At 67.6% G+C, this 13,161-nt stretch carries 13 protein-coding genes; 10 read left to right on the top strand and 3 right to left on the bottom strand.

Translation table 11 applies throughout. The features are described from left to right. Positions 1-232: 232 nt before the first annotated feature. The 4 genes from ON37_RS23805 (at position 233) to ON37_RS23790 (ending at position 5,010) form a co-directional block, all read left to right on the top strand. Positions 233-2,284, top strand: coding sequence for a CocE/NonD family hydrolase (locus ON37_RS23805; protein ID WP_040722456.1), 2,052 nt, complete (start codon positions 233-235; stop codon positions 2,282-2,284). A gap of 131 nt (positions 2,285-2,415) precedes the next feature. After that, positions 2,416-2,787, top strand: coding sequence for a hypothetical protein (locus ON37_RS23800; protein ID WP_157171565.1), 372 nt, complete (start codon positions 2,416-2,418; stop codon positions 2,785-2,787). A gap of 286 nt (positions 2,788-3,073) precedes the next feature. Then, positions 3,074-4,324 carry a sensor histidine kinase gene (locus tag ON37_RS23795; RefSeq protein ID WP_040722452.1) on the top strand — a complete coding sequence of 417 codons (1,251 nt, stop codon included), beginning with the start codon at positions 3,074-3,076 and terminating at the stop codon, positions 4,322-4,324. Further along, the gene (locus tag ON37_RS23790) at positions 4,321-5,010 is read left to right on the top strand and encodes a response regulator (protein ID WP_030516181.1); all 690 of its coding nucleotides are present in this window, start codon (positions 4,321-4,323) and stop codon (positions 5,008-5,010) included. The genes ON37_RS23795 and ON37_RS23790 overlap by 4 nt, the downstream gene beginning before the upstream one ends. A 102-nt stretch (positions 5,011-5,112) precedes the next feature. On the opposite strand, the gene ON37_RS33730 is transcribed toward ON37_RS23790, so the two are convergent. The 3 genes from ON37_RS33730 to ON37_RS23775 form a co-directional block, all read right to left on the bottom strand. Next, positions 5,113-5,442 carry a hypothetical protein gene (locus tag ON37_RS33730; RefSeq protein WP_040722450.1) on the bottom strand — a complete coding sequence of 110 codons (330 nt, stop codon included), beginning with the start codon at positions 5,440-5,442 and terminating at the stop codon, positions 5,113-5,115. A 63-nt stretch (positions 5,443-5,505) separates the two neighbouring features. Then, entirely contained in the window at positions 5,506-6,060 is a 555-nt protein-coding gene (locus ON37_RS23780) for an NADPH-dependent FMN reductase (RefSeq protein ID WP_040722448.1), read from the bottom strand. A gap of 129 nt (positions 6,061-6,189) precedes the next feature. Then, positions 6,190-7,029: a DUF3109 family protein gene (locus tag ON37_RS23775; protein WP_051031977.1), complete on the bottom strand. Its 840-nt coding sequence runs from the start codon at positions 7,027-7,029 to the stop codon at positions 6,190-6,192. 213 nt (positions 7,030-7,242) lie between these two features. On the opposite strand from ON37_RS23775, the gene ON37_RS23770 reads away from it, so the two are divergent. The 6 genes from ON37_RS23770 to ON37_RS23745 all read left to right on the top strand — a co-directional run bounded on the left by ON37_RS23770 (position 7,243) and on the right by ON37_RS23745 (position 13,160). Further along, the gene (locus ON37_RS23770) at positions 7,243-8,238 is read left to right on the top strand and encodes a Ppx/GppA family phosphatase (RefSeq protein WP_051031976.1); all 996 of its coding nucleotides are present in this window, start codon (positions 7,243-7,245) and stop codon (positions 8,236-8,238) included. A 37-nt stretch (positions 8,239-8,275) separates the two neighbouring features. Next, positions 8,276-9,868 carry an Rv0497 family membrane protein gene (locus tag ON37_RS33725; RefSeq protein ID WP_051031971.1) on the top strand — a complete coding sequence of 531 codons (1,593 nt, stop codon included), beginning with the start codon at positions 8,276-8,278 and terminating at the stop codon, positions 9,866-9,868. 49 nt (positions 9,869-9,917) lie between these two features. Beyond that, complete coding sequence (locus tag ON37_RS23760; RefSeq protein WP_051031975.1) at positions 9,918-10,781, top strand: sugar phosphate isomerase/epimerase family protein; 864 nt, start codon at positions 9,918-9,920, stop codon at positions 10,779-10,781. Between the two features lie 230 nt (positions 10,782-11,011). After that, a complete protein-coding gene (locus ON37_RS23755; protein WP_040722513.1) occupies positions 11,012-11,839 on the top strand; it encodes a thioesterase family protein in 828 nt (275 codons plus the stop codon). Between the two features lie 72 nt (positions 11,840-11,911). Then, positions 11,912-12,730, top strand: a complete 819-nt coding sequence (gene proC, locus ON37_RS23750; RefSeq protein WP_083893239.1) for a pyrroline-5-carboxylate reductase — start codon at positions 11,912-11,914, stop codon at positions 12,728-12,730. A gap of 202 nt (positions 12,731-12,932) precedes the next feature. Beyond that, a complete protein-coding gene (locus ON37_RS23745) occupies positions 12,933-13,160 on the top strand; it encodes a helix-turn-helix domain-containing protein (RefSeq protein WP_030516190.1) in 228 nt (75 codons plus the stop codon). Position 13,161: the final 1 nt, after the last annotated feature.

Genomic DNA, 13,161 nt, shown 5'->3' with positions numbered 1-13,161 from the left:
GGGTGCCGCATCCGTGGGGTGTCCGCGGTAGTGGCGTTCGGGCCGGTGGGGAGTGGTGTGGATAACTTTCGGTAGGTGAATCGGTCGGTTTTCTGCTGGTCATCCGAGCCGGGCGAGAGGCTGAGAAGTTGAGAGATTTTCCTTGCAGAAGTTGTAACCGATGGTTTGCAACTTACTCGGCGGTAGATACACTCTCGGTCGTTCGACCATTTCGAGAGGCGGATCACGTCCGATGAAGTACGCGTTGCGCGCCACAGTTGCGGCCGTCGCCGCCGCGGTGACAGTTCCATTCTTCGCCACCCCGGCGCAGGCCGGGCCCGTGGCGGCCGGCCCGGACGGCGGCACCGCGGGTGCCGCGTGGACCGCCACCGAAGACGGCCCGCAGCAGTATCCGAACATCCACATCGACTGGGATGTGCCGATCACGATGAGCGACGGCACGGTGCTGAAGGGCAATGTGTATCGGCCCGCCGACGCCGCGAGTCGTCCGGTCGACACCCGCACGCCGGTCATCGTGAACATGACCCCGTACACCAAACTGGTGTCGAATCTGGCCGATCACGCCGGATCGATTCCGGGCCTGTCCGACGCACTGCTGAACCTGTTCCGCCAGATCGACTTGAGCGGTACCCCGCTGTCCGGAGTGACCGACCTGACCAAAGCGTTCGGCGGCGGCGAACTGCGCAACTTCTCCGTCGACCGGCAATTGGTGAAGAGCGGTTACACCCAGGTCGTGGTCGATGTGCGCGGTACCGGCTTCTCCCAGGGTGAATGGGATATGTTGCGGCAGCGCGAACAACAGGACACCGTCGAGGTGATCGACTGGGCCGCGCAGCAGCCGTGGTCGGACGGCAAGGTCGGCATGACCGGCATTTCCTACTCCGGAATCAATCAGGTGCAGGCCGCGGAAAAGCGGCCGGCCGCGCTGAAGGCCATCTTCCCGGTGGTGCCCGGCAGTGATCTGGTCGACGATGTGCTCGCGCCCGGCGGCGGCTTCGGCTTCAATTTCATTCCGCTGTGGCTGACCGCGATCAACACCTTGAAATGGGTGCCGGACGTGCAGTCGATCCTGACCGGCAAGTTCGACAACCGATGGCTGGACGACCGGATCAGCGACCCGTACACCTACATGGACGTTCTGCTGAACGCCTACACCAATACCGATATGAACACCCTGGATCCGCGGGTGAAGAACATGCTGAACGACATGTCGTCGGAGCGGCAGGCCTGGCTCGGCGATCCGAGTCGCATTCAGGTGCCGACCTTCGTCACCGGCGGCTGGCACGATCTGTTCACCTATTCGGAATCCAAGATCTACAACGCCATTCCGCTGCCGCCCGGGCAGAAGCAGCTGTTCATGGGCAACACCTACCACCTCAACTCGGGCAACGAATACGGCAAGCCGGGCCTGCCGCCGCGGCTGGATGTGCTGCAGCGCGCGTGGTTCGACAAGTGGCTCAAGGGAATCGACAACGGGATCGACACCTACGGCCCGGTGACACTGCGACAGCAGGGCGGTGGCTGGATCACCCAGGGCGGATTCGGGCCGTCGGCGCCCGCCGAGGAGGCGGCGAAGTACCGGCGCATGTATCTGTCCGCCGATCGCAGCGGTACCGCCACCAGTGTCTACGACGGGTCGTTGACCGCCGAATTCACCGGTGCGCCGGCCCGGTTGACGGTGGCGCCCGGGTTGACCACGGTGTGCTCGAACGATGCCGCGCAGGCCACCGCCGGTGTGCTGGCGATCATCGACGGGTGCGGTAAGGATTCGCGCGTCGCGGAGACCAACGCGCTGACCTTCACCAGCGCACCGGTCGCGGGGGAGACCACGATCTCCGGCCCGATCGCGGTGCGGCTCAACACCGTTCAGGACGCCGCCGACGGCTACTGGACCGTGACCGTGAACGATGTCGCGCCGGACGGGCAGTCGACCGTCCTGTCCTCCGGACAGCTGATGGCCTCGCTGCGCGAGGTCGACGAGGCGAACAGCAGCCGGTCCGAGAACGGCGACTACACCGATCCACGCGCCTACACCTCGCTGGACAAGCGGCAGCCGACGGTTCCCGGCGAGGCGACCGAGCTGAACATCGCGCTACCCGCCACGCAGGCGGTCCTCGCCCCCGGTCACCGGCTGCGGGTCGACGTCTACGCCGGCAACTTCCCCAAGGGGCTGCCGATCGCGCCCATGCTCGTCGACACCGGCCTGAAGCCCGAACATGTGCAACTGGACCCGAATGCCCCGAGCTTCGTGAACATCCCGGTCAAGGGAGATTCCGGCTGGTGACCCAGTAGGTGCTCCCCGACTGTCCCGGGAACGTACAACGGCGTACGTACCCGGGACTTTTCGTTCCCGGCGAAGGCCGGCCCGGACGGACGGCGATACACTGGCCCGAGAATGTCAGGGAGGGGTATCGGATGAGCGGATTCGTCAGGGCCACAATCGCTTTCCCGACCGTGCTGTTCACCCTCGGCCTGATCGCGGTGCTGTTCTACTGGCTCGGGGTGCTGCTCGGCCGGATCGAGCCGAACCTGACCGGGCCGCGGAACGAATCGTTCGCCGCCGACAAGTTCTCCGACATCCCGCCCGCGATCGTGTTCACCTCGTTGGCGGCGCAGGGCTGGTTCTGGTCGCTGTTGGGCGCCACGCTCTACGAGGGCGGTGACCACGGCGGGTTCCAGGAGTTCTGCACCCGCGTGTTCATCGCGGTGATCGCGCTGTGCCTGGCATACGTCGGGACCCTGGCGGTGGCATTCGCGTTCCGGCGGATCCGCGCGGCCCGGCGTTGAGGCGGAGTTCACATCTGCCGTCCGGAACTGTTGATGCGACATATTCCACCGGGGCGGCGCGCGGCGCGAACACGGACCGCGCGGTCTCTCCAGATGCCCGGCGGCGCAACGAAATGTGGACGAACACCCCCGGTCGGACGGCCGAAAACCGCCGTTCGGAACCAATCCTCGTGCCGGCCAACTTTGTGTGAACACCCGGCCAACGACCGCGGAATCACCCGTGACCTGCGCGAAACTTCGTCAACCCGGGTTTGGTGTACGTGCGCGCGACCGTACGATTCTTGATGTGAGCGTTCCCCAGGCCGTGCTGCTGGCAGTCCTCGCGGCCGTCGTCGGTCTGGCCGTGGGCGGGTTGGTCATCCCCTATGTGAACGCCCGGCAGGCGCAGCGCCGGCAGGCCGAATCGGGGCTCACCATGTCCCAGGTGCTGGACCTGATCGTGCTGGCCTCGGAAAGTGGCATCGCGGTGGTCGACGAGTACCGCGACGTCGTCCTGGTGAATCCCCGCGCCGAGGAACTGGGTCTGGTCCGCAACCGGCTGCTCGACGAGCGCGCCTGGGCGGCGGTGGAGAAGGTGATCGCCACCGGTGAGGACGTCGAATTCGATCAGACCTTGAAGAATCCCCTGCCGGGCCGGAGCCGGATCGCCGTGCGCGGCGTGGCCCGCCCGCTCTCGCGCGGCGAATCCAACTTCGTGGTGCTGTTCGCCGACGACGATTCCGAACAGGCCCGCATGGAGGCCACCCGCCGCGATTTCGTCGCCAATGTCAGCCACGAACTCAAAACCCCCGTCGGGGCGATGAGCCTGCTGGCCGAGGCGATGCTGGAATCGGCCGACGACCCCGACTCGGTGCGGCACTTCGGTCGCCGTCTGCTCGCCGAGTCGAACCGGATGGGCAAGATGGTCACCGAATTGATCGCCCTGTCCCGGCTACAAGGTGCGGAGAAGCTGCCACAGCTCGAGGCGGTCGATGTCGACACCGTGGTCAACGCGGCCATCGAACGGTCCCGGACCGCCGCCGAGGCCGCCGGCATCACGGTCAGCACCGATGCCAACAGCGGGCTGGAAATCCTGGGGGATGAGACTCTGCTGGTGACGGCGCTGTCGAATCTGGTCGAGAACGCGATCAACTACTCGCCGAAGGGCTCGCACGTCTCGGTGAGCCGGTCGCTGCGCAACGGCCACGTCAACATCGCCGTCACCGACCGCGGAATCGGAATCGCGAAGGAAGACCAGGAACGGGTCTTCGAGCGGTTCTTCCGAGCCGACAAGGCGCGCTCGCGCGCCACCGGCGGAACGGGACTGGGGCTGGCTATCGTCAAACATGTTGCCGCCAATCACAACGGGGAAATCACGCTGTGGAGCAAATTGGGTACCGGCTCCACCTTCACCCTGCGCATTCCTGCGGTCGAATCCGGCAACCAGAATTCCGCCCCCGCGGCGGAGAGGAAGAACCCCACCGCAATCGGGGTGGGTAGGAACGACGACGGTCCGCGCCGGCGGGCCGGACAAAACGGTGTGGAGGCAACCCGATGACCAGTGTGTTGATCGTCGAGGACGAGGAGTCGCTGGCCGATCCGCTCGCATTCCTGCTGCGCAAGGAGGGCTTCGAGGTAACGGTCGTCGGCGACGGGCCATCCGCGCTGTCGGAGTTCGACCGCTCCGGCGCCGACATCGTGCTGCTGGATCTGATGCTGCCCGGAATGAGCGGCACCGACGTGTGCAAACAACTGCGCACCCGCAGCAGTGTGCCGGTGATCATGGTGACCGCACGCGACAGCGAAATCGACAAGGTCGTCGGGCTGGAACTGGGCGCCGACGACTATGTCACGAAGCCCTATTCCTCACGCGAGCTGATCGCCCGCATCCGCGCGGTGCTGCGCCGCGGCGCCGGTGAGGAGATGGACGGCTCCGGCGAGAGCGGTGTGCTCGAGGCCGGCCCGGTGCGGATGGATGTGGATCGCCACACCGTTCAGGTCAACGGGAAGTCGGTGACGCTGCCGTTGAAGGAATTCGATCTGCTCGAATATCTGCTGCGCAATTCCGGCCGGGTCCTCACCCGCGGCCAGTTGATCGATCGGGTGTGGGGCGCCGATTACGTCGGTGACACCAAAACCCTCGACGTGCACGTCAAGCGGTTGCGCTCGAAGATCGAGGCCGATCCGGCCAAGCCGGAGCACCTGGTCACCGTCCGCGGATTGGGCTACAAGCTCGAGGCCTGACGGAGTCCGGGCAGCAAAAAGCCGCGAGGTCCGAGCGGACTTCGCGGCTTTTTCGATATCTGCTCTTCTTTCGATACCGGAGAGGCCTGGGAAACGATTCGGTCAGACGACGTGCACCCATGCGGTGCCGATCTGGGGCAGTTCCTGCTTCTGCAGCGGGAACCAGCCGAAATCGTCGCGCTGCCAGCAGTCGTCCAGCGGCGCGGTGTTGTCGCGGCAGGCGATCGGCTTGGACGTGCCGTAGGGGCTCACGATGACCTGCTTGCCGTTCTGCTGCGCCTGCAGGGCGGCCGGGTCGGTGTACACGACGAACTGATCGTTCTGCAGCGAGTAGTGAGCGGGATCGGTGGCCGGATCGGCCTGAGCGGCGGGAGCCAGGGCCAGGGCCGCGCCGGCGGCGAGAGCTGCGGTAGCCAAGAGTTTCCTCATCATGACTTACACCTATCACGGGTACGTGAAGCGCGCATGGCGAGCCGGTGACCGTACATCGGCGCTTCACAATCCCGGCGACGATCCGGCCGTCGCCAGATATGTGCTGATCGCGGTCGCCGATTCGGCCAGCGCCGCCCGCACCGCCGCATCGGCGACCGTCCCGTCGGCTTCGACCATCGCGCCCGTGACCGGGATCCAGCGGCAGGCGGATTCGATTTCCACCGCGCCGACGTATCCGAGGACCGTGCGCAACGACTGCACGGCGCCCTCACCGCGGCCCGGCGCCGCCACCGAAATCCAGGCCACCGGTTTCTCGTGCAGATCGGCGTTGCCGACCGTCCACTCCAGCAGATTCTTCAGACTGCCGGGCAGCAAACCCGCGTATTCGGGTGCGCAGAACACGACGGCATCGGCGGCCGCGAGCCGTTCGCGCAGCTCACCGACCGCCGGTGGGGCCGGCTGATCTCCGGGGACGAAAGCCGGGATATCGGCCAACCCGGTGAACAATTCCGCCGCGACGGTCGGTCCGGTGATGTCGGCGAAGGTACGCAAGGCGGCGGTATTGGTGGAACCCGGCCGGGTACTGCCGGAGACGAGTAGGATCCGGGTGGTGCGCAAGGCGGGACCGGAATCCGGTCCGGAGGGTTCGGCTGTTGTTCCCGGGGTGCCCCCGCGCGCGCCGGCAGGGGGCTCCGATGCCGGTGTGCCCGGCGTGATATCCATAAACCTACGAAATGGGTTGGCGGATCAGATATTCCCGGCCGGATCGTTCTCGGTCCGCTCGCGGGCGGCGGTGGTGGCCGGATGCACCGCGATCAAGCCCAGCCCTTCGCGGCGCCGGCAGTGCCGGGCCAGTTCGTCGTAGGCCGGCTGTCCGATCAGCTCGATCAACTCCGGTGCGTAGGACTGCCACACCGGACGGCTGCCGACATGCGCATCGGGCGAACCCGAGCAGTACCAGTGCAGATCCAGTCCGCCGGGACCCCAGCCCCGCCGGTCGTATTCGGTGATCGTGGTGCGCAGGATCTGTTCCCCGTCCGGGCGATCGACCCAATCCTGGGTGCGCCGGATCGGCAGCTGCCAGCAGACCTCCGGCTTCACCGTGAGCGGCTCGATGCCCTTGCGCAGGGCCATCGTGTGCAGGGCACAGCCGATGCCGCCGGCGAAGCCGGGGCGGTTGAGGAAGATGCACGCGCCCTCGTAGCGGCGGGTCCGGATGGCGGGCTCGTCGTCGAGTTCGTCCTCCTCCAGATACAGCTTCTTGCGCACCTTGCCGTCGCGGTCGCGCGCCTCGTCCATCAGCTGCCAATCCTGCGGCGTCAGCATCTTCACGGCCTTGGCCAGCTTCTTGCGATCGTCGTCGTCGCAGAGGAACGCGCCGTGCGAACAGCAGCCGTCGTCCGGGCGGCCCTCGATGATCCCTTGACAGGCGGGCGTGCCGAAGACACAGGTCCAGCGCGACAGCAGCCAGGTCAGATCGGCCGCGATCACATGCTCGGCATTTGCCGGATCGACGAATTCGATCCACTCCCGCGGGAAGTCGAGATCGACCTCCGGCGCCGGATCGATCTTCGCAGCCGGTCGCAGCCCGGCGGGGGCCGTCTCGGGCGCGGGCGGGACGTGCGCGGATGCTCCTGCGGTCACATCGCCAGACGCTAACAGTTCGCCCGGTCGCGGCCCAGTCCCGGGCCGGGTGACGAGCCCTCGGGACGAGGATTCGTGGCCGTTGCCGGGCGCCGTCGATCAGGGATGTTCCGGTTCGTCCTCCGGTGTCGCGACCGACCCCGGTACCGTATTCATGTGCGGCTCGGTGTCCTCGATGTGGGAAGTAATACCGTCCACCTGCTCGTGGTGGACGCGCATCGGGGTGGGCACCCGATGCCGATGAGCTCTACCAAAGCCACCCTGCGGCTGTCGGAGAACATGGACGACGCCGGTTGCATCACTGCCGAGGGCGCGGCCAAGCTCACCAAGACGATCAGCGAATTCGCCAGCATCGCAAAGACTTCCGGCTGCGTGGAGTTGATGCCCTTCGCCACCTCGGCGCTGCGGGAGGCCGCCAATTCCGATGCCGTGCTGGCACAGATCCGGGACCGGGCGGGCGTCGATCTGCGGGTGCTCTCGGGCGTGGACGAGGCGCGGCTGACCTTCCTGGCCGTGCGTCGCTGGTACGGGTGGAGCGCGGGACGGATTCTCAACCTGGATATCGGCGGCGGTTCGCTCGAGATGAGCAACGGCTGCGACGAAGCTCCCGACGCGGCACTGTCTTTGCAACTCGGTGCCGGGCGATTGACAAGGGACTGGTTACACGACGATCCGCCGGGCAAGCGGCGGGTCGCGGTGTTGCGCGACTGGCTCGACGCGGAGTTGGTGGTCCCGGCCAAACAACTACTCGAAGTCGGCCGCCCGGACCTGGCGGTGGGAACCTCGAAAACCTTCCGGTCGCTGGCCCGGCTGACCGGCGCCGCCCCATCGGCGGCCGGTCCGCGGGTGCGGCGTACCCTCACCGGTTCCGGTCTGCGGCAGCTGATCGCCTTCATCTCCCGGATGACCGCGGCCGACCGCGCAGAATTGGAAGGTGTCAGTTCCGACAGGTCACAACAATTGGTGGCCGGTGCACTGGTAGCGGAGGCGAGTATGCGGGCGCTGTCCCTGGATACGCTCGAAATCTGCCCGTGGGCGCTGCGCGAGGGACTGATCCTGCGCAAACTGGATACCGACCTGGGCAGTGACCCGGGTGCGGGTAGTACTCGGCCCATCGGTGTGCCGGGCCCGACCGAATCCGTATCGCGATGATCGATGCGGCAGCCGGTCATGTGGGAAAGGACCCAGCATGAGTGAGGATTCGACGCAGCTGTCGGTCGCCGAACTGCTGGCGCGTAACGGCCAGGGTGTTCCGGCTTCCGGCGGTGGGCGGCGGCGACGCGGCGGACGCGGCATCGCGGTAACCGACCTGACCGGCGACTTACCGGCGGTCCGCGAGGGCGCGTCCTCGCATGCCGCGCCCGAGCCGGATCCGGCGCCGGAACCGATGCCGGACTTCCAGCTCTCGGTGCCGGGATACGAAACCGAATCGCCGATCTCCGGGCCGATCAGCTTCTACGATCCGTTGGCAGCCGCCCCGGAGCCGCCGAGCGCGCCGACGTCCTGGGAGCCCCCGGGGTACGAGCCGAACACCTTCCGGCCGTCCTCGTTCGAACCCGCCGGCGGTTACGGCGGAGCTCCCGCATTCGACCCCGATGCGACCCGGCATGCCGCGCCGGACGGTGCTCCGACTCCGTTCGGGCTCGATTCCGCCCCCGCCCCCTCGGGACGCCGCGCCCGCCGAGAACTGCGAGAGGCGCTGGCCGAACGGGAGGCGGGCGGATCGTTCGCCGCTCCCGAGGCGCCGATCGATTCGGGACGGACCGGCCGTCGGCACCGGCCCGAGCCCGACGAGCAGAACACCATGATGGTGCCGCCGTATCCGGGTGCGCCGGCGCCGTCGGCCGATCCGATGCCGCCGACGGCAGCCTGGGTGCCGCCCGAATCGCCTTCTGCGCGAAGGGAATTCGGCGCTCCGGTCGATCGCGAATTCGGCGCGCCGGGCTATCCGCCGGGCCCCGACGGCAGCGGATTCGATCGCCCGGGACCACATGCCACCGAAGTTCTGGGTCGCAATGCGACAGATATGCCGGCTCGCAACGGTTTGCCCGCCTGGTCTGCGCGCCGCCGGCCGCCGGCGCCTACTTCTGCTCCCCGAGATTTCGACGATTCTCCCCGCGACGATCGTTCGGACGAACCCGCCGAGGATCGATCGCCGGGCTGGTCGCTTGCCGGGCGGGATCAACAACTGCTCTCCGGGCAGACCGTTGCCGGAGATCTGCTACGTGACGCCGACGAACGCGCGGAACGGCGCGGGGCGGATGCGCGCCGTGATCATCTGCCGCGGCGCGGCGTGATCGATCTGCTCGACCCGGCCGAAGCGCGGACCGAATACTACGCGCCGGTCGAGCTCGACGAACCCGAGGACGAGTACGACGACGAGGAATTCGAGGAGGAGGAGGTCCGCGCGCCACGTCGGCGCCGGGCCGCACCCCGTCGGCTCGCCCTGAGCGGTAAGTTCCCGCTCGCCGGCCGGCTGTCGCTGCCGCGCCCGTCCGCGAGCCGCAGCGTCGAGGACATCAACCGGCGGCAGTGGCTGATCCTCGGCGGCCAGGCCGTCGGCGCGGCGGTCGCGGGAATGTTGCTGTTCAAGGGCTTCGAACAGATGTGGGACATCATGCCGTTCGTCGCCCTGGTGCTGGCGATGGTGGTCATCCTCGGATTGGTGGCCTTGGTGCGAGTCCTGCGCCGCACCGACGACATTCTCAGCACTGTGATCGCGGTCGTTGTGGGCATCTTCGTGACGCTCGGGCCGCTAGCCTTTCTTCTCAGCACGAACTGAGCAGGGAGCAGCAGTGGGGCACAGCGGTCAGGTGGGGACCACCGTTCAGGTGGGTTTGTCGACGGCATCGGTCTATCCGGAGAACACCGAGGCGGCGTTCCGGTATGCGGCCGACCTGGGTTACGACGGTGTGGAATTGATGGTTTGGGCCGAACCGGCCAGCCAGAGCATCGCCACCGTCCAGGGCTACGTGCGCCGCTACGCGGTGCCGGTACTGGCCGTGCACGCGCCGTGTCTGCTGATCTCGCAGCGGGTGTGGGGCGCCGATCCGGTAACCAAACTCGAACGCAGTGTGCGTACCGCGGAAGTACTCGGTGCGGCGACCGTGGTCGTCCATCCGCCGTTCCGCTGGCAGCGCCGCTATGCCGAGGGCTTCGCCACGCAGGTCGCCGAGCTCGAAGACGACAGTCACGTGGTGGTGGCGGTGGAGAATATGTTCCCGATGCGGGCCGATTCGCTGTTCGGCCGCCGCTCGGGTTCGGCGCGGCGGCTGGAACGGCGGGGCGGCCCGGGGCTGTCGCTGACCGCCTTCAGCCCGTCCTACGATCCGACCGATACCGGATTCCGGCACTACACCCTGGATCTGTCGCATACCGCGACCGCCGGGATGGATCCGCTGACGCTGGCGGCCCGGATGGGCAGCGGCCTCGCGCATCTGCACCTGGCCGACGGCCGGGGTGCCGCCCACGACGAACACCTGGTCCCCGGCGACGGCGCGCAGCCGTGTGTGGAAGTGTGCGAATCGTTGGTGCGCAACGGTTTTCGCGGCCATGCCGTGATCGAGGTGAACACTCAGAACGCGCGCACCACCGCCGATCGCGCGGCCATGCTCGGGCGGGCACTGCGATTCGCGCGCACCCATCTGAACAACCTGCAGCCGGTGCCGGGACGCGAGCCGACCGGAGTGCAGTAGGTTCGGCCGCCGCTCGCCGGGCCTTGTATCTCGTGTCTCCGCTCCGCCGATGGAAGGCGGCGGTTACGGGGCGGTAGTTCGTCACATCCGGTAGGGAATCCCGGACGGGTCCGGCAGACTTGTACGGCGTACGAGGCGGGGACGGTCGGGGACGACGGAAGGAGCGGCGGGTGACGGAACTGGCGGTCGAGACAGGACGGCCCGAGCTGGACGACGCACCGTTCGGCCAGGTGTGCGCGGTCACCGAGGTGGAGGTTTCCGGGGAGGTCGCGCGGTACCGCGGGGTGATCGACCCGATCTGGACGATCGGCAAGAAGCTGCACGGCGGCACCATGGTCGCCACCTCCGCCGCGGCCGCGACCACCCGCTTGCGCGCCGCGCACCCGGATCTGGCCGACATGTTCGCGATCGCCGCCAGCACCGATTTCCTGGGCGCTCCGGATCCGGGTGCGGTCGAATACGAGGTCCGGATCCGCAAGACCGGCCGGCAGATCTGCCTGGTGGACGCGGATCTGGTGCAGGGCGGCCGGACGCTGGTGCATTCCGCGTTCACCTTCGGCCATCTCGACGATGCCGAACCGGCCTATCGCCGCGTGGAGGTCACCGACATGCCCGCGGAACCACCCGCCGACGCGCTGGTCTACGAACCGGATTCGCCGATGGGCCGGCTGGTCCACGTCGCTCAGGGCTCATCGGTCGCCATCGACCCGTCCTGGGCGCGCTTTCTCGCCGGAGAAACGGGCGAACCGCGACTGCGGCTGTGGATTCGCCCGCGGGCCGCGGACGAGAACGATCCCGATATCGCCGCCTATTTCGCCATGATGGCCGGCGATATGAGCCCCCCGGTTCCGATGAATCTGGGCCGATTCGGCTGGGCTCCGACGGTTCAACTCACCACCTATCTGCGGCGTCGTCCCGCACCCGGCTGGTTGCGGGTGATCGCGACGGCCCAGGAGATCGGTGAGCGCATGTTCGACGAGGATCAGCTGGTCCTCGACAGCACGGGTGCGGTGGTGGCCCAGACACGCCAGCTCGCGCTGATCCCGCTGCCGCGCTGACTACCTCGGCGATCGCCCGCCCGGTCGCCCCTGCACCGCAGCCGCCGCCCGGCCCGGATAGCCTTGGGCGTCATGACGAGAATTGCGGTGATCGGTGGCGGACGGATCGGCGAGGCGTTGATTGCCGGGCTGCTCGAGGCCGGGCGGCCGGCCAAGGATCTGGTCGTCGTCGAGACGGTGCCGGCCCGCGCACAGGTGTTGAGTGAGCGGTTCGGTATCCGGGTCACCGACAGTCTGGCCGAGGCGGCCACCGGATCCGATGTGCTGGTGGTCGCGGTGAAGCCGCACGATGTCGATGCCGTGCTGGGGGAACTCGGAAAACTCGAACTCGACAACGACCGCGACCAGATCCTGGTTTCACTGGCCGCCGGTGTGCCCACCGCGCGGGTGGAGTCGAAACTGCCGGCCGGCTTCCCGGTCGTGCGGGTGATGCCGAATACCCCGATGCTGGTCGGCCAGGGGATGAGCGCGATCGCGGCGGGCCGGTACGCCAAGGCCGAGCAGCTGAATGTCGTCGCCGAGTTGCTGGGCGCGGTGGGCAAGGTCGTCACCGTCGCCGAGAGCCAGATGGACGCGGTGACCGCCGTATCCGGTTCCGGCCCCGCCTATTTCTTCCTGGTCGTCGAGGCGATGGTCGAGGCGGGTGTGGGCCTCGGCCTGACCCGCGACGTGGCCACCGAACTGGTGGTCCAGACCATGCTGGGCTCGGCGGCGCTGCTCGAGGAGTCCGGTCAGGACGCCGCCGAACTGCGGGCGGCGGTGACCTCCCCGGCGGGTACCACAGCGGCGGCGGTACGCGAACTGGAGCGGGGCGCGGTGCGCTCGGCGTTCTGGGAGGCGCTGCACGCGGCCAAGCGCCGTTCGGTCGAACAGGGGTCGACCGGCGAGTAACCGTGCCGTGGCGACCGGATGTCGGTTGCGTGCGACCTCGCGGCGGCACCGGCGTGTGACGTGACATCCGCTGGTGACACTGCTATTTCTCCCACCCGTCGCAGCAATCCCACTGGTCACGCTAAGCTCGAGGGAGCACGTGCGTGTCTGTTCCGCCGGTGGGGAAGCCGGCGGCGCGGACGTGCCGGAGGTCAGTGGCGCAATGATGTCTGGAAACAGCTCTGCGAGTTCCGGTCCTGTCATCGGCGGAGGAGGAACACAGTTCCTCACCGTTGCCGAAGTGGCGAATTTGATGCGGGTTTCCAAGATGACGGTGTATCGACTGGTGCATTCGGGAGAACTACCCGCTGTCAGAGTCGGTCGGTCGTTCCGGGTGCACGCCAAGGCGGTGCACGACTACCTGCAGACGTCCTACTTCGACGCCGGCTAGC

Origin of the sequence: Nocardia veterana NBRC 100344 (assembly GCF_000308855.1) — a bacterium.
Taxonomy (GTDB): Bacteria; Actinomycetota; Actinomycetes; order Mycobacteriales; family Mycobacteriaceae; genus Nocardia; species Nocardia veterana.
Note: the sequence above shows the minus strand (reverse complement) of the source record. Positions and strands in the feature narration are given on the sequence as shown.

Bases quoted from the DNA above. Each gene is read 5' to 3' on its own strand.
- ON37_RS23805 (WP_040722456.1), top strand. From the start codon at position 233: ATGAAGTACGCGTTGCGCGCCACAGTTGCGGCCGTCGCCGCCGCGGTG.
- ON37_RS23800 (WP_157171565.1), top strand. From the start codon at position 2,416: ATGAGCGGATTCGTCAGGGCCACAATCGCTTTCCCGACCGTGCTGTTC.
- ON37_RS23790 (WP_030516181.1), top strand. From the start codon at position 4,321: ATGACCAGTGTGTTGATCGTCGAGGACGAGGAGTCGCTGGCCGATCCG.
- ON37_RS33730 (WP_040722450.1), bottom strand. From the start codon at position 5,442: ATGATGAGGAAACTCTTGGCTACCGCAGCTCTCGCCGCCGGCGCGGCC.
- ON37_RS33725 (WP_051031971.1), top strand. From the start codon at position 8,276: ATGAGTGAGGATTCGACGCAGCTGTCGGTCGCCGAACTGCTGGCGCGT.
- proC (WP_083893239.1), top strand. From the start codon at position 11,912: ATGACGAGAATTGCGGTGATCGGTGGCGGACGGATCGGCGAGGCGTTG.
- ON37_RS23745 (WP_030516190.1), top strand. From the start codon at position 12,933: ATGATGTCTGGAAACAGCTCTGCGAGTTCCGGTCCTGTCATCGGCGGA.